We start from the raw sequence: 23,116 nt of genomic DNA, 5'->3' as shown, positions 1-23,116 counted from the left end.
ACTCAGTCGTCACGTGTTGTCCAGGTGCTCAATCCAGCGAAGACGATACCGAACAGTAGTCCTTGCCAGCCAGCCCGGAACGGCGACTGTCCGAGCGCTGTGAGCGTCGCGGCGAAACAGATTCCGGGGATTCCCCCGTAGAACAGTGCCCAGACGAGCGGGCGCGTTCGTCGCCACGCTCGCAGGCGACGATCGAGGTGGTCATAGACCGTTCTCAGTTCGTCGCGCACGGGCTCCCCTACACCCCCGCGGCGTTCTCGGCTTCGACCTGGACCACGTAGGCCCGGTCGTCCGCGTACTCGGCGGCGATTTCCAGTGCCCGCTCGGTGCCGATCCGGTTGAGTGCCCACGCCGCGCTGGCCCGCACTTCGTCTGCATCGTCCTCAGCCAGGACATCGGCGAGGGGCTCGATCGCTCGGGTGTCCCCAAGCAGGCCCAGCGCCCGCGCTGCCGTGCTTCGGACGCTGTCGGTGTCGGCTGCGAGGCGGTTTGCGACCGCTTGCGTGGCCTCGTGGCTCCCGATCTCACCCAGTGCTTGCAGGGTGACGCGCTGGAGCGCAGGGTCGCCGTCGCCGTCGATGAAGTCGACGAGCGTCTCGACGGCTCGTTCGTCACCGATCTTTCCCAGAACGCTGACGGCCCGTTTATCTCGCTTACTCGCTCGCTGCTCGACCGCCTCGTAGGCCTCGGGCGGGGCGATCCGCTCGAACGTGTCGAGGATGTTCTCTTCCATGAACTCCGAACCCAGGAGCTCAAGTGCCAGCAGAATCGGCTCGACGTCGTCGGGGTCTCGGCTTTCCTTGTAGCGTTTCTCCCAGACGAGGACAGCATTCAGTTCTGGCGGATAGTCCTTTTGATGGTCTCCCTCGATGACCTCGTAGAAGCCTTCGAACGTGAGCTTCTCGCGGACGGACAGATCGTCGTACCCTTCGCCAGCCTCCAGATCGTCGTTCAGTGTCTCGGCCGCCTCAAGTAGCGTCGCGATGGCGTCACTGTCCTCGTCAGGATCGAGATCGAGGTCGGCGATGACGCCGCTCGCGTCCGAGAGTGCGTCGCCGGCCGCCTCGACCGAGTCGGCATCGGCCACGTCGACGTGCTCGGCGACAGCCTCGCGGAAGGCCTCGACTGCATCGAGCACCTGCGTCTCGCCATCGTCGGTCCAGCGGGTGTCGGCGGCGGTGGCCCCCGCAGTCTCGACGTGTTCGGCGACGGTCTCGACGTACGGGCCACGCTGCTCCTCGATACTGTCACGGAGGTCCGACAGCCGTGATTCCAGTTCCTCCCGCGGGTCGTCTTCGTCTTCTTCGTCGGGTTCAGGCAGCTCCGCGTCTTCGAGATCGGCCTCGATGTCAGTGAGCGTCGCCTCAATGTCGTCGAGATCAGCCTCGGTCTCGGCCGCTTCGAGATCTGTCTCGGCTGTGTCCAGCCGTTCCGCGAAGAACGCGACCGTTCCCGGCTCGGCCTCGATTTCGTCGCCCGCGTCGCCGTCCCCGTCGGCTTCGCTGTCCTCGTCGCTCATGACTCGATGTGCGGCGCTCTCGGGCAAGAGCGTTTCCCTTCCTGCAATCCAACACTGCGGCTGGACACGCCTCACCGGCGCTGTATACTCCAGTGTAAGTCACGACTCGACGCGCGGGTACAGCCACGGCGCGAGCAGGAGATACGCGAGTGCGGCGGCCAGCAACGCCCGTGGGAGGACCCGATAGAAGACGGCGGGGGCCAGGACCGCACCGGCCTGAACGACGCCCATCGTCAGCGCGTCCCGTTCCCGGAGATCGGGGTAGGGGATCCGCGTGACCATCAGATACGCGAGGACGAAACTGGCAAGCAAGACCCAGGCGACCCGGAGATCCCCAGCGAGCGTCGCCGCCGCAAGGACAGTCGCTGCGAGGGTCGTCTGGACGCCCTCGGTCGTTCGTGCGCCGATGTCGTAGGCGGTGTACATCGCCAGGCGGACGACCGCCGCGGCGACGACAAGTGCGGGGATTCCCACAGCTGCAGTGAGATGAAGCGGGTCGGCGATTCCTAGCAGTTCCCCGCCGTTTCCCCATTGGATGCGGGCGAGGCCGACGACCATCGCCGCGGGGGCGACGCCAAAGGAGACCGCATCGGCCAGGGAGTCGACGAACTCACCGACGGGTGTCGAGCCGTACCGTCGGGCGACCAGGCCGTCGAGGCCGTCGGCGATGGCTGCCAGGAGAATGAGCCGTGCAGCCAGTCGCGGCTCGAACGGTGCGAGGACGGCCGCCGCGAACCCGACGAGGGCGTTGACGACCGTCACGATGTCGGCCGGCCCGAGCCGACCCAGAAAGCGCGGCCGAAGGTCCATATCCGTGCCGTTGGCGAGGTCGGTCTTAGTCCGTTCGATCCGTCGATGGCTGGGCCCCGTCGATAGCGTCGGCGATCCCAACGGCAACCGGGGGGCATTTGTCGATCCCGTCCGAAACCCGGATGATGGACAGACGCGCGTTCCTCGCGACTGGAGGTGCCCTCGCTATCGGGCTGTCGGGCTGTCTCGCCCTCGGGGACGACAGTGGTGACTACGACATTGGCATGTCCGACTCGCGATTTCTTCCCAAGGAGTACCGCGTCGACCCGGGGACGACGGTCGTCTGGAAGAACACGAGTGCCCGCGCCCACACCGTCACAGCCTACGACGCGTCGGTGCCCGACGGCGCGGCGTACTTTGCCTCCGGCGAGTACGACAACGAGGAGGCGGCCCGCGAGGACTGGTTCGAATCGGGTGGCGGGGCGATTTACTCCGGAGGGACATATACGCACACCTTCGAGGAGCCTGGGGCGTATCCCTACGTGTGTATTCCACACGAGGCCGATGGGATGGCAGGGACGATAGTGGTGAGCAGCGAGAGTGAGTGAGCGAAGCGAACGAACTCTCGGAACAAGCGAGCGGTGAGCGGAGCGAGCCGTGAGCAGCGAGACGGAGTGAGCGGAGCGAACGATGTCTCGGACCATGCGAGCGGTGAGTGGAACGAGCCGTGAGCAGCGAGAGTGAGTGAGCGAAGCGAACGATGTCTCGGACCATGCGAGCGGTGAGTGGAACGAGCCGTGAGCAGCGAGAGTGAGTGAGCGAAGCGAACGAACTCTCGGAACAAGCGAGCGGTGAGTGGAACGAGCCGCGAGCAGCAAGGACGCAGCGACCAACGGGAGCGAGTTCAGCCGAGACGGCTCAGCCGTCTCGAGATCTCGAAAATCTCCGATTTTCGGAGACCTCGGAGTGAGCGAACGGTGACCGGAGGGAACCGTGAGATACGCGAGAGTGAGTGAGCGAAGCGAACGAACTCTCGATACGAGCGAACGACGACGAGGTTTACCGTCCTGCCCGCCTCATTGTCGTATGGATCCGTCGAGCAACCGTCAGGGATGGGCCGAGCGAACCGGTGAGTTTTCGCCGGCGTACTACGCGGAACTCGGGCCAAACAAGGTGAGTAACAGCCTCGTGACGTTGCTCGATCACTACAGCGACAGGGACGCGTCGGTCCTCGAAATCGGCTGTAGCTCCGGGCGACATCTGGCACACCTTCGGAAGAACGGATTCGACGGTCTCACGGGGATCGACATCAACGACGACGCCTTCGAAGTGATGGCCGACTCCTTCCCGGCGCTCACCGACGCGGGGACGTTCTATGCGGGCGCGATCGAAGACGTCGTCCCCGAGTTTCCTGACGATGCCTTCGACGTCGTCTACGCGGTCGAGACGCTCCAGCACGTCCATCCAGACGACGAGTGGGTGTTCGGGGAACTCGTCCGCATTGCCGGGGACCTGCTCGTGACCGTCGAGAACGAGGGTCCCGATTCTGACGGGGGCGACACCGACGGGACAGTCAACTCTGCCGACGGCGAGTTTCCGATCTATCGCCGGGACTGGGGGCGGGTCTTCACTGATCTCGGTGCCGAGCAACTGCTCAGCAAGCCCGGCAAGCCCGATACGATCCGTGCGTTCGGAACGCCTTGAGATCGGTTGCGTATCGTCGCCCGAGGGACGATGGCGTCCCGGCCCCACCGCTTTTGCGGCCCCGAGCCCTGTTTGAGAGTGTGACAGCCTCTCCGATCGACGCCGACGACGAGCGGCGGCGGGCCGTCGAGGAACTCCACGATCATCTGGCTGGGACGGCCGAGCGACCGCTTGATCGGACAGCGAACCGGTGGATCGGCGAGGCACAGGCACTCGCGGCCGACCTCCGCACGGCACCGGACGATCCGGACCTTGTCAGGAAGCGGGCGGCCGACATCGCATCGCTGCTGGCGGAGGTCGACGATATCGACGATCCGACGGCGAACGACCACCTGACGGCCGCAGCGGAACTCGCTGATCGCCTCCAGAAATAATGACCGCCGCTGGAGATTGACGCGAGACGGCGACAAGCCCATTGGCCATCGGATACTGAAACGGGTATGTCCCGGATCGCATTGCCCGCCAACCAGGCGACGACGCTGACCCGTGATGCCGAAGCGTTGGGGCCCGCGGAAACTGAAACGGCGACGTTGGGCATGGGCTGTTTCTGGGGTCCTGACGCGCTGTTCGGGGCCAAAGCGGGCATTGTCCGGACGCGAGTGGGCTACGCGGGCGGCACCGCACCGGATCCGACCTACTACGCTCTGGGCGACCACACCGAAGTTGTCCAGATAGAATACGATCCCGAGATATGGAGCTTTGCCGACCTGCTGGAGGTCGTCTGGGCGAACCACGACTGGACGCGTTCCCGGAAACGCCAATATCGTGGTGTAATCTTCACCCACGACGACACACAGCGGGAGGTGGCCGAACGCTCGCGAGATGCGCTCGCGGATCGAACCGGACAGTCGGTCGAGACCAGTGTCGAGCCACTCGAGCAGTTCTATCCCGCCGAAGACTACCACCAGAAGTACGAACTACGGACGCTGCCAGTGGTCGCCGACGAACTCGAGGACCTGTATGGCGATGCTTTCACTGCCTCGACGGTTGCCGCCCGCCTCAACGGCTTCGCCGCCGGCTACGGCAGCGAGGACCAGCAGCGCGACCTCTTGGCGACACTCGACCTGTCACCGACTGTCATCGACGAGGTGCGACGGCGACTCTGAGAGTTCTCGCACCCCCTCGAATCGGTCCGACCGGGACGTCGTTCTCGATGGTCGGCATTCGGGGACGATCCACGCCCGCATCGAGCACTGCTTGTGCTGTGTCTCGACGAAACAGCGGTGGAAGTCGATGGACGCTCGGGCACTCCAGGCAGGAGCAACGAGGCGAATGTTTATCTGGAATCCGACAAATGATTTATTATGAACAAACGACTTGTCATCGGGATCTTCATGGGGGCATTTCTGGGAGTTTTCTGCATCTTTGGGGTCGGGTTGCGAATCGGGTTCGACGGTAACGAACTATTCCTCTTCTCGATGTGGTACAATCGCGTCGTCATGGGGCTCGTGATCGGACTGGCGGGCGGGCTCCGGCTCGTCGATTCGAAGTACAATGTGTTCGTTAGGGGACTCCTCTTGGGACTCGTCGTGACTGCGGCGATCACGTTCACGAGCGAGTTCCGTGACTGGCCGAGTTTCTTCGCCGGAGTGGCCTACGGCGTGATCATCGATTGGGTCGCGACCCGGTATAGCTGATCCGTCGTCGCGGCGCGGTATTGCCACAGACGGTCATTATCTCTTGGTTGCACCGCAGCAAATCTGCTGTGGATAGTCTATGACACGTATCGAAAAGCGAATCCAGCGCGACTATTCGTCGACTGCGACGCTGGTCTCTTGTTCCTCGGCGACCTCTTCGGGGAGGGCTTCCAGCGTCGCCTTCTGGATCTCGACGCGGCGAAGCGGGTAGATCGTCGTCGCTTCGTTGTAGATCGCACTCGAGAGGCGACCCTCGACGACGCTGTCGATGAGGTCCTCGAAAGTGCGTTCTTCGGCGGCGTCCTCGATCATGTCGACCATCTGTTCGCGGATGGCCTGCTCCTGGCTGGCGTCGGCCTTCTTCGTGGTCAGGGCGACGGGCTGGATCTGGACACGGTAGTCGTCCGTGGTCAGGACCGTCACGTAGGCTTCGACCTTCGAGGAGCCACGGCGCACGAGGCTGCGGAGGTAGTCCCGCGTGAGTTCGTGCTTGACGAACTCAGTGTAGGCCGTGTCGCTGCCGAGTTCACGGATGCGGAAGGTCAGCTTGGTGTTGTTTTCGCCGGCGTCGTTCCGGAGGTCACCGAGCGTCGTCTCGATGGTCCGGTCGATCGCCTTATCCGGTTCGTCTGCCAGTGTCTCACCGATCTCGGCCCGGTCGAACTCCTCCGGGGCGAGGACGGTGTACCACTGCTTTTCCTGTCGTTGTCGTGATACTGATCGTTCACTCATGGGTGTCGGTGTGTCTGTCTGCGGTGAGGTCGGCGGCGACCGAGAGGTTCACCACGTAGTCGTCGACGGTCGCGGCGAGGCCACCGGTCGTGGCCCGCTCGATCGTCGTCTCGACGGTCGCCCCGTCGGTCGTCGTTGCCATCTCGTCGGTGTTGTCCGGTGCCAGTGCCCTCGCGAGGTGGGTCGCCGTCTCGGCGTCCGCGTGGGTCGTCGTAATCGTCGCCCGTCGCTCACGCATCCCGAATCACCTCGCGGATGGCATCGACGAGCGCGTCGATATCGCCTGGGTACGGCTGGGTCGCCAGGTTGGCGTCGCCAGTTACCCGTCCCGAGAGATCGAACGACGCCGTGGCCGCCTCGAGGACGGCGGCGGCGTCTCGTTGCTCGGCGGCGGCGAGTGCAATGGAGTCGCCGTTCTGGACGAGTGCAAGCGCCTCGGGTGAGCGGTATGCCCCCAGCAGACGAGCGACGGTCCTGATCGGCCCGTCGACCTCAATCACGACGAGGCCGGCGTGACGCCGGATCGTCGCTGCATTGAGCGCCTCGTGTGCATCCTTGGCGTGTCTTCGCCAGGCGTCGAGGGCGTCCTCTCGGACGTCGTGCCCGAGTGCGAGTGCGACGGCTGTGCCCGGGTCTTCCCGGACTGCTGCGTCGAGGACATCCCCGTAGCCTTCGACCGTCGCGAACGGCCCGCCGGCGTGTGGGCGCAGAACGCCCTCGACGGCGGTCGCTGCCTGCGATGTCGCCGCGTCGGCGTCGATCGTTTCCAGGGCTACTCGCGAGGCAACCCGGCGACGTGTCTCTTCGTCCTCGGGTGCGGTCGTCGTCCCCAGCACGTCCCGGACTGCCTCGGTATCGCCCGAGAACGGTGCGTGGACGAGCGTCGAGTGGGCGAGGCCATCGACGAGGTCTTCGGTTGGGACGGCAACGCCCGGTCGGCGTTCGATGCCCGTCTCGGCCAGTGCCGCCGCAAGCGATTCCGTTGGTTCTGTGCCTGCAACGATGGTCCCAGCGGTAGCCAGTGCTGGATCGGCACGGTCGCCAGCGAGCGTCCGGGCGACGTCGAACGCCGCTGTGCTCGCTGCCTGTTGCCCGCCGAGTGTCGTGTCGGCGTCGGGACTGGTTCGATCGAGCCCAATCACGAGATCTGCCTCGGTGGTCCGCGTCGGTGCGTCGTCAGTTACGACGCTGACCTGGAACGGGACGTCGATCGCGGTCAGGGCCTGTGCGAGGACGCCAGCAGCCGCGACGCCGTCACCGGTCGCTGCCGGGGCGAGCCGGACGAGACCGGCCTCCTGCAGGCTGGCGGCGAGGGCATCGGTGGCTGGCGACTGGCGACCGGTTGTGGCCATCTATTCGAGGAGTTCCGTGGCGACGTCGTAGCTGTAGGTAAACTCCTCGTCGAGTTTGTCGCCGCGGTAGTAGTCTACCAGGCGACGGATCTTCGACTCGGTGTTCTGCAAGGCGCGCTTGTTCTGGTGGTCGACGGGGTTGTCCTCCATGTGCTCACGGAGGCGAACGGCCCGCTCCATCAGATTCCGGAGGTCTTCCGGAATGTCGGGCGCGGCGTCGTGTTCGTCGAGGATTTCGGTCACCTTCTTGCCAGTGGCCAGCGAGATGTCCGGGATCGGGGTCCCCTGGACGCCTTCGTCCCGAAGCGTGATGCCGATCTCGCTTGGGCTGTGGCCCTGTTCGGCGAGTTCGACGACACGTTCTTCGATTGCCTCGCTGTCCACGTCACTCCACTCCGGCGGATCGTCTGCCACGGGCTTGTCCGAATCGGACGAGCCACGGCGGCGTGTATGCATTCGTGCCATGGTCTGAGATTGGAACGACACAGACCGCTACGTGTGGCCGTTCGCGGGCCCATTCAGACCCCGAACTGCCGGACACGTCCGCAATCCCGAGTCGCGCACGGCGAAAGAGGCCTGAGGCGTCAACGACGCCCGCGCGACGAGTCAGATTTGCGGTCGTGTGTTCCCACCGAACTGTTCTCGCTTGGCCACTAAACGGTTTCTACTTGGTGATGGCGACATTCGATGACAAGCCCGATGTGAGACGATCGTGCCGTCAACGGCCAGTCGACTTATATCCGCCCATCACGGATTCTCAGTAATGATATTTCCCGGGGCCGACAAGCGTGCACAGTCGGACGTGCTCGGGACGGCGTTGTTGCTCGGGTTGATCGTCAGTGGCGTGGCCATTCTGGGCGTCGTCGGCACGACGGCACTGAACGGCACCCAGCAACAGGTCGGCGTCGAGCGGGCGATCAATTCGATGACGCTGTTCGACTCGCGGGCGGCACTGGTCGGCCTCGGGGACGCCGATACGCAGTCGGTCACGTTCGGTACGGGAGAGGGGTCCTACGAGGTCCAACCGGATGCCGGACGGATCGAGATCACCCACTACAATTACAGCGAAGAGAAACAGACGGAGACGATATATAACGCATCGCTGGGGGCGTTCGTCTTCGAGTCGGGCGAGACGGACATCGCTTATCAGGGCGGTGGCGTCTGGCGACGGGGGGCAAACGGTGGCAGTCTGATGCTCTCGCCGCCGGAGTTTCACTACCGCTCGGCGACGTTGACGTTGCCCATCATCTGACTCGCGAACTCGGCAGTCAGCGTCACCAGCCGGCTCGCCCGGACCGCACTGTCACTGGGCACGCCCTGGTAGACCATCTGTATTCGTCGTCGTTCGCCCCCTGGAATGGCGTAGCTGATATCGACGTTGTAGGCGATGCTCCGGCGGTCGAAGGTCTCTGTCAGTAACGCACCAAAGTCGTTTGGCGGTGCCGAGGCGTAGCGGCCACGCGGCCCCGTCTCGTGGAACGACGGCCCGCTCTCGTTCCAGGAGAGGACGGCCCGTTCGAGCGCGCCACTCTCTGCCGCCGAGGCGAGTACGCCGGTCGCCGCCGCTCGCTGCTGGTTCTGAATATGCTGACTGGACGTACTCGCCGACAGCGGCGTCACGGCTGTCACTTGTAGGGCAAACCCGATGCTCGATAACACGAGCAAGCCTGCGATAATTCCCTCGAGCGTGTGGGCCTGGGCTCGGCCATCATGCCGGGGTGGTCGCTGGATCTCTCGATCGGCTGACGGAGCCATCACCAGACCACCACCCGGATCACGGCGGTCGTTCCCTCGACAGAGACGACGCGTCTGGCTGTGACTGTCGGAACGGACCCCTCCGGAACGGGTTCACCCGTTGCCAGTCGTGTATCTCCCGCCCCGCAGTTCGGTGACCCAACTTCTGCCAGTGCCGTGCCGTTCCAGCATAGCACTTGATATGTAGGCCCCGAGAATGAGCCCTGGAGCGTGACGTTGACGTCCTGGAAGGGGCCGATCGCCAGTCGATCCGTCGCCGTGGCTCCGTCGTACTGGCAGCCGGTCGGGACGCCGGTATCGAAGAACCCGACGGTACAGGTCTTGTTGAGCACGTACGGCGTTGCTGGATCGCCGAGCATTCCTTCCGCGAGTGTGTCCCCCGCTCGATTGGCACCGACCGTCTCGGCGTCGGTTCCCTGGGCGAACGGCTGGAGCATGCCCGGGACGAACGTGAAGGCAAAGGCCAGCACGAGCAGAAAAATACTGATGCCGAACGCGAAATCGAGCGTTGTCTGTCCGCGACTGTGTGAACGCGACGATGTCGCCGAACAGAAGTGCTGACTGTACATGGCTCGGTTTTCGCCGCCCACAGCCGTCGACGGTCGTTTGCTGTGGTAATACGTTTCAGATCATTTCTGGCGAACGGGCAAAGCTATTATGGCCGTTTCCTCCCGTCAGTACTGGCTCGCTGTCGGGGCCACTGGTTCGATGGGTTTAAGAAATCCCGTCGGATATTCTTCGGTAGCGACGAGGGCTCGTAGATCAGCGGTAGATCATCCCCCTGGCACGGGGAAGGCCGCGGGTTCAAATCCCGCCGAGTCCACTCTTCTACCTCCCGTATAGCAAGGGATCATCAGAGCAACGAATCTCCTTCGTTGATCGGTGTCCGGCCCGTTCTCTCAAAAACCTATCACCCCTCTGAGGAGCGAGTTCGTTCCGTCTCCGAATGCGCCCCTCGCCGTCTGGCGATGCGGGCCAGGGAACAGGGGTGGTCGGCGTGAGCGCGACCGAAATCGATCTCGATGCTGTCGAGATCTGCGAGTTCTGTGGAATGCCGATCCTCGAGGAAGGGCAGGACTGTGCAGCGCTGGATGATGGGAGGTGCCGACCATGAGCGTCGACAACGCTGACGTCGACGCCGTCGGTCCCGATCGGCAACTCGCGTGCCCGACGAACACCAGCCGGGATCCGGAGCCCATCGACATCGACGATCCTCGCGTCACCGAGGACGGGCTCTGCAGCCACTGCTTCCCTGATGGGTCGATTCCCGATGACGTCGAGACGCTGCTGAAGATCGGCCGGTACGATAAAGGGATTCACCTTCCGCTGTCGTACGACGGCGAACGCTGCAAGTTTGGCCCATACGAGGGCTACAAGACATTCGAACATCTGCTGAGGAAGATGACCATCGAGGAGTGGGACAAGCTCCTCGATGGAGATCTCTCGCTCGACGAGGTCAAACAGCGGATCGAGGACAGGGGGTCGGAATAATGTCGATCGACATCGATCACTCCCGCGATCCCCACGATCGCGTCGCTCGATCCGACGAGCAGGCTGAGATCTTCGTCGAGCACAACCCCGAGCAGACGCTCATCGTCGCCGACCTCGAGCACGGGAGCGTGGCCGCGGCCGTCGACGTCGGCGAGATCTCGATCGAGGACACTGTGGACCTCGGCCACGAACTCCAGGAGACGTTCCGCGACGTGACCACGTCCGCATCCGGGGGTGGTGACTGATGGCGGCCGCCGACGCGATCGCCGACGATCTCCCCTGGTCCGTCGACGAGTGGCTCGTCATCGAGCCCGGCGAGCGCGCGACCGACCACGCGATCGACATCCTCGAAGACGCCGGCCCCAGCGAGCGCGTCACTGTTCAGCGCGTGCTTGAGTTCGCTCGCGGCGAGCGTCCCGCTCGCGCGGTTAAGCCCACAGACTGGGCGCGCGTCCTCGAGCACACGGACGGCCGCCTCGCGCTCGTCACCTGGTCGAGCGGGGGCGTCTCCGAGGTCGGACTAAAAGACGATCCCGACCAGCGCCGAGCGTTCGACGTCTGGATGTTCAGCGCTCTTCGCGAGGGCGAGCAGCGCGACGACGCCACCAGCGCCGGCGTGTCCGATCTCCTGCGTGGATCGAAGCCCGCGATCGTCCCTGTCTGGGACAGTCATCTCCGCCCGGAGATGGTCGCTGACGGTGGCCAGCCTCACGACAAAGACGATGCGGGAGTTTTGCGCGTCGTCGACCTGTTTGCCGGGGCCGGCGGGCTCTCGAAGGGTGCCCACAACGCCGCCCGGCGACTCGGCCACACACCCGGCGAGGACTTCGAGCTGGTCGCGATCAATCACGATCCGGACGCGATCGCGACGCACGAAGAAAACCTCCCGAACGCGACGCACTACCACGCGAAAGTCCAGGCGTTGCATCCGCCCGACGTCGCTCCACCCGGCGAGGTCGACGTGCTCTCGGGCGGGCCGTCCTGCACCGACCACTCGAAGGCAAAGGGCGGGAAACCGACGAACGAGCAACTGCGCGCCTCGCCGTGGCACATGCTTCGCTGGATCGAGATGCTCCAGCCGAAGCACCTAATCATCGAGAACGTCGCTGGCTTCCGCTCGTGGGGGCCGGTGATCGACGGCGAACCCACGCGCGACGGGTCGCTGTTCGAGCAGTGGATCGACATGCTGGAGACGCTGGGCTACGCCGTCATCCGGGACGACCGCGGGCGTCCGGGCGTCACACTCCGGGCTGCCAACTTCGGCGATCCCACGACGCGACGCCGGCTGTTCGTCATCGCGTCTCGCGAATGTGAACCCACGGCCCCCGCGCCGACGCACTCGAAGCACGCGACGGACGATCTCGAGGACTGGGTGCCGGCGAGCGAGGTGATAGACTGGTCGGACCGCGGCGAGTCCATGTTCACGCGGTCGAACCCGCTGGCGACGACGACGATGGATCGCATCGCTCGCGGGATTCGCGATTACTGTGACGAGCGCCTGACCCCGTACGCCGCCGCGCTCGAACGCTTCGACGAGGACGACATCCTCGGCCTCCAGGACGACGTCGTTCCCGTCGACGAACTTCCCGAAGCCGCCGAGGAACGGGACGAGCCGTTCCTGGTCCGTGGCGAAGTCGTCGTCGGAAGCGAGAGTGCCGACGGCGAGCTGCCAGCCCACGCGCGAATGGTGATGGGCCAGCACGGTGGGTCGGTTCCGCGCGACGCCGACACCCAGCCGTTGCCAACCGTCGCGACCAGGGGTGCAATCCACGCGATCGAGACGACGGCGTTCGTGCTGCCACGGAACGGATCGATGCGGGGCAAGCACTCGAACCCTGCCTACGACCCCGACGACCGGCCGCTGCACACCGTCACGGCGAAGAATCACGACGGGCGGTTGTTCACCCCCTTCCTGGTGCAGTACAACGGCGACGCCGAGTACTCGGCCCACACCGTCGCCGATCCGGTTCCGACGCTCACGACGCGGGCGCGATACGGGCTCGTGCTTCCAGGCGTCTACCCGTGGGGGATCGACCTGCGATACCGGATGCTCGAACCCGAGGAGACCAAACTCGCCCAGGGCTTTCCCGCAGACTACGCGATCACCGGCGACACCAAGAAGTCGCGACGGCGGCAGATCGGCAACGCCGTCCCGGTCAACCTGGCGACGGCGCTGTTCGAGCACGTGCTCGCCGCCGAGACGCCGTCGCTGTCGTCGTTTGGGGCCGGGTTGAGTCCCGACGACGGTGTCGAGATCCCGCCGTGGGAGGAGGTGGCGTCGGATGACTGACGCAAAAGACGCCCGCGCTCTCGAACGCGAGGACGTCCTGGAGGGCCTCGACGACGTCGGCGTGCCCGCCGGCGAGGGCGAGACGTGGGACGAGCTCGCCGAGCGCCTTCGCGAAGGCGACGAGACGCGAGTCGCCTACGTGCCGCCAGCCGTCGACTGCAACCACTACGATACCGCCCACGATATCGTCATCCTGGACGAAGAGCTGAAAGACTGGCCGACAGTCCACCAGCGAATTCGGGATCACGAGCTCCGCCACGCTGAGCATGGGTACGGTCCGACCGGCATAGTCAAGAACCTCGTCCAGGAGTTGCGGACTGACCTGTTCATTCGGTTTTCGATGTCGGACGATGCGAAGCGCGTTCGAGAGTATCTCGACCAGAGAGGCGTCAGTCCAGACGATGTGTCTCTCATTGAAGAAGTGTCTGGGATTCTGATCAATATTCTTCGTTCGATCTGGTGTGTCGTGTTGGTGCCGCTCGGGGCTGTCTACCGACGAGTGCGGAGTCTCGGAGGTGAGTCGGCTTGACGCCGAAGTACTCCGCCGACCAGGACAGCAGCGACGCGACGCGGTGGGACTCGGACACGCGGCACGTCCTTCTCGAGACGTCGACGAAGCCGTTCCACGGTCACCGCCACCGCCACGAGACCGTTGAACACCGGGTCGTGATCGAGTACCACGACGGCGTCGGCGTGGACATCATCCACGAGGCGCGCTCCGAGGACAGCGAGAAATTTGCCGACGAGTGGGCCGCTGTCGAGACGATCGAAGTGCGTGAGTACGGTGCGCGCTACCACCGCCGGCCGGAAGCGAGGTGGTTGGAGTGAGTCTCGCCGAGTTCGGCGTCGATCCCGACGAACCCGAGATCGAGGAGACGCGCTACGAGTTCGAAACCCAGGCCGGCCCGTGGACGCTTGTCGATTCGGATCTGGATGAGTCGGTCACGCCCGCGCAGCCCCGCTGCCCGGACTGTGGTGACTCGATCACCGGCGAGCCCGTGCTGCTGCACTACGGTCGCGAGGACGGCCTGCTGCTCGCCTGCCGCCTGTGCGAGGACTGCCACAATATCTTCCCAATGCACACGGCCAGCAACCCCGACGTGCTGGAGCGATCCGGGCTCTCGCACCCACACTGGTGTCTTCGGCTGTACGGGATCCTGCGGGCGACTGACGACCAGTATCCGAACTTCGACATCCAGCAGTTGGATCTCGACGGCGAGATCCCGCTCGGAGGTGACGAGCGGTGAGTCGTGCTGCTTCGAAGCGCGCCGGCGAGGCCGCCGAAGCGACCGTGATTCAGCGCGTGCCGGAGCTCGCGCCAGCGCCAGGCCGCTCGGAACACGTCGACGCCGAGACCGAGACAGTGTTCGTGCCCCACGCTGAGGTCCCGACGGTCGGCCTACCAGTCGTCGAGCGTGGCACGCCCGTCGAGATCAAATCCTGTGGTGTCGTCGCGACGGTCGCACAGTCACACGGGCGGTTCTACCTCCGGAAGCGTCAGCACGCTCATCTCGTCGACGTGAGCGGCGTCTATCTGTTCGCCGTGACGACGCCTCACGACGCCGATGTCCTGGCGCTGAAGTTCGTCCCGGCGACGGTCGTCGGCGAGGCGATCGCCGGTTGGGTCGAGCCCGACGGACGGGCCGACTACGCCCAGCTGGCCTGGACGAGAGTGTTCGACCAGGCGGAGGTGGACGATGCCGAGTAAGCACTCGCCATCGTCTTCCCGAGATCGCGTCGAGTGCCCCGACATCGCCGAGGAGATCGGCCACGATCCAGCCCGGTTTCTCGACCGAGACCTCGCCGAGTCGGAGCACTACCGTCTGGACATCGATCGCGACAGTTCCGGCTCGGTCGTCGACTGCCGTCTCGTTCCCGATCAGCACTGCTCGACTGGCGCGGCGCTCGTGAAGGCCGTCATCAATGGGATCGATCACCTCGACGTCATCGACGCCTGGATCGAGGTCGAGACCCAGCGGCTCGATCGCGGGCCTCGTGAGAGTGTCATCGCGCTGCTGAACCAGCGACGCGCGGAGCTGCAAGAGATCGGCGAGCGTCCCGATCGGATGCACGCTGGTCCCCGGCTGCCACCGGAGTGGTATCACGAGGACGACGGCGACGACCAGGAGGACGACGACCAGCAGCTGACCGCGATGGAGCGGCTGCAGAACAAGCAGGCCGTGACCGACGGGGGTGAGGAGCGGTGAGCCATGTTCTCCCGGACGTTCACGAGGCCAAAGGGTTTCTTTACTACTCGCCGATCGAACCCAACACCACTGACTGGGAGGGGCTCGATCCGTACTGGGCTCTCACGCGGTTCTTGACCGATGTTGATGGCTATCTCGAACTCGACGACGTCGAGATTAACGGTGAGCTCTGGGACATTCGTCTCAACTATCACCGTGGGAGCATCGCGCCTCGTCCTGACGATCCGATCGACACCGACGAGGGCCTCTATGAGTTCGATATTACAGTTCACGGCCAGGGGCACACCCGCGGTGGCTCGTATCAGATCCGACCGCGATATCCCGATCTCCAGACCGTCGATGGCGACAGCATCCCCACGACGTTTCAGCACGTCGCCGACGAGGGTGTCTCAGTCCAGTTCCAGGTATCGGGGATGCAGCTGTACGAGATCCGCGATCTCTTCCCGCGTTTTCTCCAAGAGCTGTTTCAGGCGGAGGACCAGGATCTCTACCACGGCTATTTCAGTCGTCCGGTGGGAGGCCACATCAACGAACTTGAGCGCTACGTCCGGATCCATCGCAACATGGCGAAGAAGGTCTTGCAGTCAGGCGGGCAGTTTCACAAGCTCGCCATCCACATGAGCGGTGTCGAAGGCGTTCACGGTACGTACGACTTCGATAACACCGAGGAGATGGGATACATCCACCAGTTTCGGTACAACCAGGCCGGCGCGAACGACATGGTCCCGACGCACAAGTACGGAAAGCAGATCAAAGGGTATCTTCCGGAGAACCCCGACGCCTTCGACGAGGACGATGCCCTCTACCACCACAAGTTCGGCGCGCTCTACCGGACCACACTGAACAACGATAACAGCATCCGGTGGGAAGATCGCCACGAACTCGTCGACGAGCTCGACGAGGCGCTGCTGAACGTGCTGTCTTGGGCTGGTGTCCCGATCGAGGCCGGCGGCACGACGTTCATCAGCGACGATTATTTCGCTGCTGGTGCCGAGCGCGACGAAAACGTGCCGATTTACGAGGATCCCGCGCCCGCCCTCGAGGCCGAACAGGAGACGCTACTCCTGCGGACACTGCGCGATCTGAGTGAGCGCACCCGGTCCGACGTCGAAGTCCTCCAGACGCTTGCGACGGATGGCGGTCAGCACGTTCGGGAACTGGCGGACGAGACTGAGTACGGTGTCTCGACGATTTACCGGGCTATCGAGCGCCTGGGTGACGCTGTCGAAGTGCAGAACGGCCACGTCGAGTTTATGAGCCAGAAGATCGCCGAGGAGGTCCGCGCGATCGCTGACGAGATCTCCGACGTCGTCGAGAGTGGTGCCAAGCGAGCATCGAATCTCGTGCAGCGAGAGATTCGAGGGAGCGCCTCGAGTGCGTTCGATAAGTTCCTCGCGAAGTACGGTGCTGAGTTCGAACGTCCTGACGACGGCGACGGGAAACCCGTCGTTCGCATCGACACGGTTCTCTCCTGGTTCAAGAGGTCGTCTCGACCGCGTGTCGAGGCCGTCGTCGACGAGTTGCTCCAGGCCTGGCATCAGGATGGCTACGACGTCCAGGAGATCGGCGACGCCAGGATCGTCGCGGAGTTAGCCGACGGAGACCGTCTCGATAAAGAGGTCCGGACCCTCCGCTGACGCACGACAGGCCAGTGGCAACACTACTTTTTGCTGTTGTTCTTTATAAGTAGCTTCGCGTGCGAGCCCGCCTCCGGGGTGGGCCTCCGCCGTGATCGGCGCGCACTCACCATCGATCACTGTCTCTGCCAGTTGTCACTTCCCGGCAACCGGGACGCACCCCCTTAGACGTGTACCGAAGGGTACGCGCCCGGGGGGCGCGCTAAAATACACACCGCCGCATTGATTGGCCGGCAGTTATTTGCATCTCCAGCAAATAATTGCAGTCATGGCCCAGCGACGAAAGCGCGACCAAGTCTGGATTACAGCTCTCACGAAGACAGCAATGGGAGAGAAGGCCGTGACGCTCGATCAAATCCTAAAAACGTGCGATGTCGGAGAGCGAACCGCTCGCGAGACACTTACAGTAATGGCCGACACTCCATTTCTCCAAAAAGATCGCAAGAACGACGGAACAGTGCGGTATCTCGCCGGTCCTGCGTTCGACTAATCACTCATCACGATCAGGATAATCCATCAGGCCGATATCCTTAAACTCGGGCGTATGCTCAAAGAAGCTCTTCCCTTCTAACTCAGGAGAGATCTCCAATAACTGAGAGTGCGCCATCACGTAGAGTTCCTCTGAATCCTCAGCGTCGTCTACGTTCTGGGAATCAAATACGACCTTCCATGACGAATTATCTTCATATGGGTCAATATGTAAGCCAACTAAGCCACGTCCCGGGATATTCAGAAGTATCTGAAAAACCACGGCATCAATCTCCTTAGCGCTATTATTGGTGTATAGCCCCCGTACCGGAACAGACTGGACAATATTGTCAGATTCTTCAAGATCGTTTACCGTTTCATACGGGAGCATCTTTTCAGGAAGCGAGTCAACAATATCACTCATTCAGACGACCACCTTTGGAGATTCTATCGTTCGATGCATATCTTCGATATAATCCGGCGAGTGGTTAATTTACCGGCGCGGAACGCGACCGCTGAAATACCACCTCATACGGTGGCCGGGCTTGAGTTACCGAAATTTCGACCGGATTTCCCGTGCAGCGTTCTCTTCGCTCGCTTTGATATACGCTCTCGCGGTCTCGATATCGCTCCAGCCCATCAACGCCAGCAGCGAGTGCGCGGAGACGTCGTTCATCGCCATCTGGTTCGCTGCGGTCGCCCGGAGTGCGTGCGGGTACACTCTCGCGTCAAGATCGGCCGCTGACGCCGCCTCACTGACGCGCCTGTTGACGGCAACTCTGGCTTTGGGAAAGACATCGTAGCGCTCTGCGAAGCGCTCGACGGCGATCTGCGTCCGCGCTGTGAGATCGAACGGGATCGTCCGCGCGCCGTTCGACGTCTTCGGCTCCCAGCGCTCCGCGAGGGCGTCCTCGAGGCTGATGTTGTGCTCGTCCATCCTCTCCCGAGCGAGTTCCTCGATCTTCTGGTCTGGGAGATCCACGTCTCCCATCTCTTCGTCGACGAGCTCGGTCGCCTCGTCCAGCGAGAGGTTGTAGGCGTCGACGTGTTCGGCAGCGCGCTCGCGGCAGTAACCGCAAACGCCGCCGTCCTTGCCCTTCGTACAGGGATCGTGCTCCGGAATCGAGATGACGCGCTGGTCCTCGTCGATCCAGTCTGCGGAGAGATGCGCGATCTCCCCACCACGGAGCCCGAGGCGGCCGGCGACCAGAACGACAAACCGTGCCTCGAAGTCCCTGGGCTCGGGCAGCTGGCGCGCGCCCTCCAGGAGGCGCTCGAACTGCCGGTCTGTGAGGGCGTCGTCGCGGCTGTGGTCCGTCATCGGCGGCCCCCCTGGGCAGCAGCGACGACGTCGTTGAGATCGGTACGACTGCTCGCAGTCCCGAAAGAGTGAATCTTCTCGGGACAGGTAGTCTCACGTGCTGTCATAGCTGGCAGCGCGGGGGACGGGAGGTGCATCCCGTGCCCCAGTTTCTGAGGCACCGCGCTACCGCGAGTTCTACCACCATCCTATATAAATCCCAGCTGAAGAATTGTGTCAGAAATGAGTATCGTAAAATATTCTACGTAATTTGATGGTCAAATATTCGACGGTAAAATGTTTTACAGTCAAATTTGACGGTCGATTTGACGTAAATTGATGGTAAAATGGATCGGCGTCAAGGCCCCATGGGCCAGTCCGGTTTCGACTAAGGCCGACAGTTCCACGCTACCGCAAAATCAGCGTTTCAAAGATATGGTATGAAGGAGAGGAGAGCCTCGATCAGTCCTGACAGCCAGGAGATCGTCGCACCGAGGTTCAGATACTCCGGCCGGGCGATCCCTGGCACGGCCCCGGACAGCAGGATCGCCGAGACCGCGATCGCGACGGCCGCCGTTCTGAGCCACGAGCCCAGCAGCCGCCCAGCCTGGATCAGATGCCGGAAGTGATACAGACCGTAGAGAACGGGGAGCAGGAACAGCAGCCACGAGGGAGCGCCCAGCGTGTCCAGAAAGTGCTGGATCTCCCCGAGCATCCTACTGTCCTCCACCGCGGTTGATGATGATGTCTCGCCGCTGCAGGTATCGCCAGAGCAACGCGACGCCGCCGAGAATCAGCAGCGGAACGACCGTCGCTGCCTGGCTCGTCAGCGTGTCGATGACTCCGGGCGAGACGATCTCGAGCGTGGCCAGCGATATCAGGCCAGCGACCAGGCCGAACACAGGCCAGTTCATCAGATCGAGTCGGCGAAGGCCAGCGTACAGTGCGATGATCAGACTGACGGCGATCGGAGGCGCGACCAGCTCGACAGGCAGCCAGCCCAGGACGGCCGCGACGATCGAGCCCACCGCGATCAGCCCGATCAACGCGCTCGGTCGCCGAGCCAGCGACCCGCCCGCCGTCGTGATCTTGCTGGTCGTCCAGCGCACTGGCCCGCCGGTCGCGATCCCGACCTTGCGAGACACGTACCAGAGGACCAGGAGCGCGCCGACGATCGTCACGATTGTCACCGGGCCCGTCAACGACAGCGAAATCCCGCCGCCACCCGTCGCCGCGCCGATGATCCCACCGCCGCCGCCAGTGTCACTCCCACTCGACGACGTGTTTTCGACCTGGAAGCGCAGCGTCTCGTCACTGTCATCGTCCTCGAGCGTGATCGGACTGGATGCCACCCCCGAATCTCGCACGATGCTGTTATCCAGCGAGTAGAGCAGGTACTTCTCGTCAGTCTGCGCGTTCAAATACCTGAACTCAACCGGATCGCCTGCCTGCGCGCCAGGGCTGACGTCGAAGGTCGGTTCCGACTGACTCGGATCGACTGCCGACACGACGACATCGCCACTCGACGGATGCACCTCGACGGGGATCGTTGTCACCCGGAACTCATCCCCCGCCTCCGGGGTTGGTAAGACGAGTGACTGTGAGCCTCCGGAATCAAAGCGCATCCGCTCGTCCGCGCCTGTCCACGTTTCGTTGTACGTGTAATGGATGCGGTCGGCCGTCGACGTCTCCCCGACGCCCAGGATCAGATCGCCGGCCGATCGCGACTCGACGCGGATCTTGCTGTCCAGTGGATCAGTCGGCAGCGTCGGATCTGTGACTGTGATCTGCCCGTTCTCGACGGCGAACTGCCGGCCGGTCGTCCGCACGGTGACTTTGTCGCCAGCGCTGACGTCCGGCAGCGAGACCGTCATCGTCCCACTGTCGAGTGAGTACGATGGCGTCTGCCACGTTCCGCCGTTCGTTCGATACTCGATGTTCCCGATCGAGTAGATCGACGATTCGAACGGGATCGACAGCGTCGGATTCGATCGGTCCGACGAGTAGGTCCGCGAGACGTTGTAGTACTCCGTCCACTTCGTACTCGAGTAGAGTGTCGAGATCCGGTCGCTCGCATCGTGGCTGTACTCGAGATCGACCTGCATCGGTGGCGCGTCGGCCGACAGCGACGGCATCGAGACGTTGACCGTGTTCGTCCCGGACTGGAGCCAGCTCGCGTTACCCGTCAGCGTGATCGTCTCTCCGTCGGCGAGCGTCCCCGTGTGATTCGCCCAGTTGCCATCGTTAAGTTCCACGCCGGGGTCTTGCGTAATTGTGCGCTCCTGAACGGTGAGAGTATAATCTAACGAACCGCCAGAAGTGGCCGAAAAATTCAATTCGGAACTTGAAGTTTTGAGGTTTAGAGTGGTGGTTTTTGTCTCGCCATCGGAAAAGTTACCGAACGTGTGGGAGAGTCCATCCCCGTCAGATACGGAGAGGCCATTCGTGGGCACGTCTGTGGTGTATTCGTGGACTGTTTCGCCGTCAGCCAGATACATTTTGGACCCATTTTCGGAGAACTCCCCCGACCGAACGGTGAATGAAACAGGGTCCGAAGCCTCTCCGGTGTAAGTAGCCGTCGTGATATCATAATCGGTAGAGAGCGAATATTTGAACGCTTGACCGTTTGATTGCCCAAATAGAATTAACCCGTCCCCACCACCGGAAAATGCCGCTTCTTTCCATGATGAATCTTCAGTTGGGGAGATGGTTTCGCTCGTGTTCGTGGCTGTGGACAAATCCCAAGCCGTCGATAAATCCCATTGGTAAATAGTGTCTCCACCAATAACTAACATCCTTTGTCCGTCGTTTCCGAACTTTATCCCACTCGGGCTGGAAGATACATCAGTTGTGGAATCTAAAGAAGCGGTAGACACATCCCACGCCGTCGATAGGGTAAACTGCCGAACGTCATTCGTTGACCCATCAATGACATACATCTTAGTCCCGTCCGGGGAAAATTCCACGTCTTTGGGGTGGCGATTTTCAGCGTCGTCTACGCTAACCTTTTGGGAATAAGAAGCCGTGGATACGTCCCATGCCGTCGATAGGGTATATTGTTGCACTTCCACCTCAACCTCTTCAGCGACATACATTTCTGTCCCATCGTCAGAAAACGTGAATTCCCTGAGATAACCAGCATTTGCGCTAATGTCTTTAGAACTGCTTGTGTTTGTGGCCGAACCCACACCATAGCCACCTTTGTAGGCTGTGACTGATAGGGTGGGGTCACTCCCAGACCCGTCCGTCAATCCGTCATTAGCCCCGAATGAAACAGATTGAGTATGGTCCACTTCCACTTTGGACCCTGACTGATTAGCCCACTCGGTGTTCAAGACGCCCGTCATCTCTATCACCGGATCGCTCGCCGCGTCGAGGTCGGTCAGGCCGTAACTGACCTGCGAGCCGGCTGTGTACGTCCCACTGACCGACACCTCTCCGCTGAACGTGACGGTATTGCTGCTGAAGTGATCCAGATGGAACTGCAGGAATCCATCCTCGTAGGTTGCCGGGCTCTTCCAGGTCTCTCCGCTCGAGTGCGTTCCGTACAGCATCTGCGGCGAGTAGCCCAGCGCTGTCCGCAGCTGGCCCGCGTCGATCGCGACCTCTCGACCAGCGTCGTGCTGACCGTCGCGGATGACGATCGCCATCTCGCCGCTGCCAAGCACGTTCGCATCCGAGCCCATGATCTCGTCAGCACGGCTCGGCGTCGTGAGGATCACCTCCGTCGAGTCCGCATACGACCCGACGAGGACGTTGCCCTGAAGTTCCGCTGCCGACAGCGGGATCGACTCGCCGTCGGGGACGTCCTGGGTGATCTGGTCGTCCGGCAGTGTGACCATCCCGCTCGGGGCCGCACTCGCTGGTGCGACCGCGAGCGTGCTCACGACCGGCGAGAGCGCGAGTGCGATCACGAGCAGGAGCGCGCCCACTCGTCGAGCGTGTCCGCTCATGCGCTCACCTCCGTTCGGGCGCGTCGAAGCCCACGCGCCGGCGTGGCCGTGACACCCGCGCGACCGCCGGTGCGCTGGGCGTGCCGTCGCGGCCGCCCGCTCACGGCCGGGCAGACACTATTTATACGGACGTCCGGGCGTCGGCGCTTGCCCGCGTCGCGTTCGTCCGGTCGCACTTGCCCGCGTGCGGTGTTGTGATCGAGCGCGGCCGCGGGCTTCTCGCACGGTACCGAGCGCACTCGCTCGCGCGTGGCCGTGGCCGCCGTCCCCGCGCAATCACGGGCCCGGCCGCATCGCAGGTCAATACGCGCGCATAGGCGC

The 23,116-nt window shown here is 63.0% G+C and carries 29 protein-coding genes and 1 tRNA gene; 17 read left to right on the top strand and 13 right to left on the bottom strand.

The features are described 5' to 3' along the window. Positions 1–2: 2 nt before the first annotated feature. The 3 genes from HZR20_RS06895 to HZR20_RS06885 form a co-directional block, all read right to left on the bottom strand. Complete coding sequence (locus HZR20_RS06895) at positions 3–230, bottom strand: hypothetical protein (protein ID WP_181685857.1); 228 nt, start codon at positions 228–230, stop codon at positions 3–5. A gap of 8 nt (positions 231–238) precedes the next feature. Then, on the bottom strand, positions 239–1,519 hold the full coding sequence (locus HZR20_RS06890) for a HEAT repeat domain-containing protein (RefSeq protein ID WP_181685856.1): 1,281 nt from the start codon (positions 1,517–1,519) through the stop codon (positions 239–241). 99 nt (positions 1,520–1,618) lie between these two features. Next, positions 1,619–2,329: a protein sorting system archaetidylserine synthase gene (locus tag HZR20_RS06885; protein WP_181685855.1), complete on the bottom strand. Its 711-nt coding sequence runs from the start codon at positions 2,327–2,329 to the stop codon at positions 1,619–1,621. Positions 2,330–2,454: 125 nt separating this feature from the next. Here HZR20_RS06885 and HZR20_RS06880 point away from each other — a divergent pair, with 125 nt between their 5' ends. From HZR20_RS06880 to HZR20_RS06860, 5 genes are all read left to right on the top strand, one after another. Continuing rightward, positions 2,455–2,877, top strand: a complete 423-nt coding sequence (locus tag HZR20_RS06880) for a plastocyanin/azurin family copper-binding protein (protein ID WP_181685854.1) — start codon at positions 2,455–2,457, stop codon at positions 2,875–2,877. Between the two features lie 478 nt (positions 2,878–3,355). Then, positions 3,356–3,973: a class I SAM-dependent methyltransferase gene (locus HZR20_RS06875; RefSeq protein ID WP_181685853.1), complete on the top strand. Its 618-nt coding sequence runs from the start codon at positions 3,356–3,358 to the stop codon at positions 3,971–3,973. Positions 3,974–4,053: 80 nt separating this feature from the next. After that, positions 4,054–4,347: a hypothetical protein gene (locus HZR20_RS06870; protein WP_309484903.1), complete on the top strand. Its 294-nt coding sequence runs from the start codon at positions 4,054–4,056 to the stop codon at positions 4,345–4,347. Positions 4,348–4,413: 66 nt separating this feature from the next. Beyond that, positions 4,414–5,079, top strand: a complete 666-nt coding sequence (gene msrA, locus HZR20_RS06865; RefSeq protein WP_181685852.1) for a peptide-methionine (S)-S-oxide reductase MsrA — start codon at positions 4,414–4,416, stop codon at positions 5,077–5,079. Positions 5,080–5,277: 198 nt separating this feature from the next. Continuing rightward, positions 5,278–5,610: a hypothetical protein gene (locus HZR20_RS06860; RefSeq protein WP_181685851.1), complete on the top strand. Its 333-nt coding sequence runs from the start codon at positions 5,278–5,280 to the stop codon at positions 5,608–5,610. Between the two features lie 111 nt (positions 5,611–5,721). Here the strand turns inward: HZR20_RS06860 and HZR20_RS06855 are convergent, their stop codons facing one another. Genes HZR20_RS06855 through HZR20_RS06840 form a run of 4 tightly spaced genes read right to left on the bottom strand, consistent with a single transcriptional unit; the run spans position 5,722 to position 8,159 of the window. Beyond that, positions 5,722–6,342 (bottom strand): 30S ribosomal protein S3ae, encoded by a 621-nt coding sequence (locus HZR20_RS06855; RefSeq protein WP_181685850.1) that lies wholly within the window; start codon positions 6,340–6,342, stop codon positions 5,722–5,724. Then, on the bottom strand, positions 6,335–6,580 hold the full coding sequence (locus HZR20_RS06850) for a KEOPS complex subunit Pcc1 (protein WP_181685849.1): 246 nt from the start codon (positions 6,578–6,580) through the stop codon (positions 6,335–6,337). The genes HZR20_RS06855 and HZR20_RS06850 overlap by 8 nt, the downstream gene beginning before the upstream one ends. Beyond that, positions 6,573–7,694, bottom strand: a complete 1,122-nt coding sequence (locus HZR20_RS06845) for a recombinase RecJ (RefSeq protein WP_181685848.1) — start codon at positions 7,692–7,694, stop codon at positions 6,573–6,575. Before HZR20_RS06845 ends, HZR20_RS06850 begins: the two co-directional genes overlap by 8 nt. Beyond that, the gene (locus tag HZR20_RS06840; protein ID WP_181685847.1) at positions 7,695–8,159 is read right to left on the bottom strand and encodes a 30S ribosomal protein S15; all 465 of its coding nucleotides are present in this window, start codon (positions 8,157–8,159) and stop codon (positions 7,695–7,697) included. It abuts the gene before it with no gap. A 298-nt stretch (positions 8,160–8,457) separates the two neighbouring features. On the opposite strand from HZR20_RS06840, the gene HZR20_RS06835 reads away from it, so the two are divergent. After that, positions 8,458–8,946, top strand: a complete 489-nt coding sequence (locus HZR20_RS06835) for a DUF7289 family protein (RefSeq protein WP_181685846.1) — start codon at positions 8,458–8,460, stop codon at positions 8,944–8,946. Here the strand turns inward: HZR20_RS06835 and HZR20_RS06830 are convergent. Continuing rightward, positions 8,910–9,449, bottom strand: coding sequence for a DUF7288 family protein (locus tag HZR20_RS06830; protein ID WP_181685845.1), 540 nt, complete (start codon positions 9,447–9,449; stop codon positions 8,910–8,912). The two genes, HZR20_RS06835 and HZR20_RS06830, sit on opposite strands and share 37 nt — an antisense overlap. Continuing rightward, positions 9,449–10,039: a DUF7287 family protein gene (locus tag HZR20_RS06825; protein ID WP_181685844.1), complete on the bottom strand. Its 591-nt coding sequence runs from the start codon at positions 10,037–10,039 to the stop codon at positions 9,449–9,451. Before HZR20_RS06825 ends, HZR20_RS06830 begins: the two co-directional genes overlap by 1 nt. Positions 10,040–10,200: 161 nt before the next feature. Here HZR20_RS06825 and HZR20_RS06820 point away from each other — a divergent pair. The 10 genes from HZR20_RS06820 (at position 10,201) to HZR20_RS06775 (ending at position 17,074) form a co-directional block, all read left to right on the top strand. Further along, a tRNA-Ala gene (locus HZR20_RS06820) sits at positions 10,201–10,272 on the top strand. Between the two features lie 287 nt (positions 10,273–10,559). Next, positions 10,560–10,940 carry a hypothetical protein gene (locus HZR20_RS06815; RefSeq protein WP_181685843.1) on the top strand — a complete coding sequence of 127 codons (381 nt, stop codon included), beginning with the start codon at positions 10,560–10,562 and terminating at the stop codon, positions 10,938–10,940. Then, positions 10,940–11,185 carry a hypothetical protein gene (locus HZR20_RS06810; protein WP_181685842.1) on the top strand — a complete coding sequence of 82 codons (246 nt, stop codon included), beginning with the start codon at positions 10,940–10,942 and terminating at the stop codon, positions 11,183–11,185. The genes HZR20_RS06815 and HZR20_RS06810 overlap by 1 nt, the downstream gene beginning before the upstream one ends. Beyond that, positions 11,185–13,230 carry a DNA cytosine methyltransferase gene (locus tag HZR20_RS06805; RefSeq protein ID WP_220132688.1) on the top strand — a complete coding sequence of 682 codons (2,046 nt, stop codon included), beginning with the start codon at positions 11,185–11,187 and terminating at the stop codon, positions 13,228–13,230. Before HZR20_RS06810 ends, HZR20_RS06805 begins: the two co-directional genes overlap by 1 nt. Further along, entirely contained in the window at positions 13,223–13,759 is a 537-nt protein-coding gene (locus HZR20_RS06800) for a hypothetical protein (protein WP_181685841.1), read from the top strand. The genes HZR20_RS06805 and HZR20_RS06800 overlap by 8 nt, the downstream gene beginning before the upstream one ends. Beyond that, on the top strand, positions 13,756–14,058 hold the full coding sequence (locus HZR20_RS06795; RefSeq protein WP_181685840.1) for a hypothetical protein: 303 nt from the start codon (positions 13,756–13,758) through the stop codon (positions 14,056–14,058). Before HZR20_RS06800 ends, HZR20_RS06795 begins: the two co-directional genes overlap by 4 nt. Continuing rightward, positions 14,055–14,477 (top strand): hypothetical protein, encoded by a 423-nt coding sequence (locus HZR20_RS06790; protein ID WP_181685839.1) that lies wholly within the window; start codon positions 14,055–14,057, stop codon positions 14,475–14,477. Before HZR20_RS06795 ends, HZR20_RS06790 begins: the two co-directional genes overlap by 4 nt. Continuing rightward, positions 14,474–14,938, top strand: a complete 465-nt coding sequence (locus tag HZR20_RS06785; RefSeq protein ID WP_181685838.1) for a hypothetical protein — start codon at positions 14,474–14,476, stop codon at positions 14,936–14,938. The genes HZR20_RS06790 and HZR20_RS06785 overlap by 4 nt, the downstream gene beginning before the upstream one ends. Further along, entirely contained in the window at positions 14,928–15,437 is a 510-nt protein-coding gene (locus HZR20_RS06780) for a hypothetical protein (protein WP_181685837.1), read from the top strand. The genes HZR20_RS06785 and HZR20_RS06780 overlap by 11 nt, the downstream gene beginning before the upstream one ends. Beyond that, positions 15,434–17,074: a DUF7845 domain-containing protein gene (locus tag HZR20_RS06775; RefSeq protein WP_181685836.1), complete on the top strand. Its 1,641-nt coding sequence runs from the start codon at positions 15,434–15,436 to the stop codon at positions 17,072–17,074. Before HZR20_RS06780 ends, HZR20_RS06775 begins: the two co-directional genes overlap by 4 nt. A 490-nt stretch (positions 17,075–17,564) precedes the next feature. Here HZR20_RS06775 and HZR20_RS06770 read toward each other — a convergent pair whose 3' ends face one another. The 4 genes from HZR20_RS06770 to HZR20_RS06755 form a co-directional block, all read right to left on the bottom strand. After that, positions 17,565–17,966: a hypothetical protein gene (locus HZR20_RS06770; RefSeq protein WP_181685835.1), complete on the bottom strand. Its 402-nt coding sequence runs from the start codon at positions 17,964–17,966 to the stop codon at positions 17,565–17,567. 126 nt (positions 17,967–18,092) lie between these two features. After that, on the bottom strand, positions 18,093–18,863 hold the full coding sequence (locus HZR20_RS06765) for a tyrosine-type recombinase/integrase (protein WP_181685834.1): 771 nt from the start codon (positions 18,861–18,863) through the stop codon (positions 18,093–18,095). 406 nt (positions 18,864–19,269) lie between these two features. Continuing rightward, the gene (locus tag HZR20_RS06760; RefSeq protein WP_181685833.1) at positions 19,270–19,557 is read right to left on the bottom strand and encodes a hypothetical protein; all 288 of its coding nucleotides are present in this window, start codon (positions 19,555–19,557) and stop codon (positions 19,270–19,272) included. A gap of 1 nt (position 19,558) precedes the next feature. Further along, positions 19,559–21,097, bottom strand: coding sequence for a hypothetical protein (locus tag HZR20_RS06755; protein WP_181685832.1), 1,539 nt, complete (start codon positions 21,095–21,097; stop codon positions 19,559–19,561). A 1,579-nt stretch (positions 21,098–22,676) separates the two neighbouring features. Here HZR20_RS06755 and HZR20_RS06750 point away from each other — a divergent pair. Next, positions 22,677–22,847 (top strand): hypothetical protein, encoded by a 171-nt coding sequence (locus tag HZR20_RS06750; RefSeq protein WP_181685831.1) that lies wholly within the window; start codon positions 22,677–22,679, stop codon positions 22,845–22,847. The last annotated feature ends 269 nt before the right edge of the window (positions 22,848–23,116 follow it).

It is taken from the genome of Halorhabdus salina (assembly GCF_013839425.1).
Taxonomy (GTDB): Archaea; Halobacteriota; Halobacteria; order Halobacteriales; family Haloarculaceae; genus Halorhabdus; species Halorhabdus salina.
Note: the sequence above shows the minus strand (reverse complement) of the source record. Positions and strands in the feature narration are given on the sequence as shown.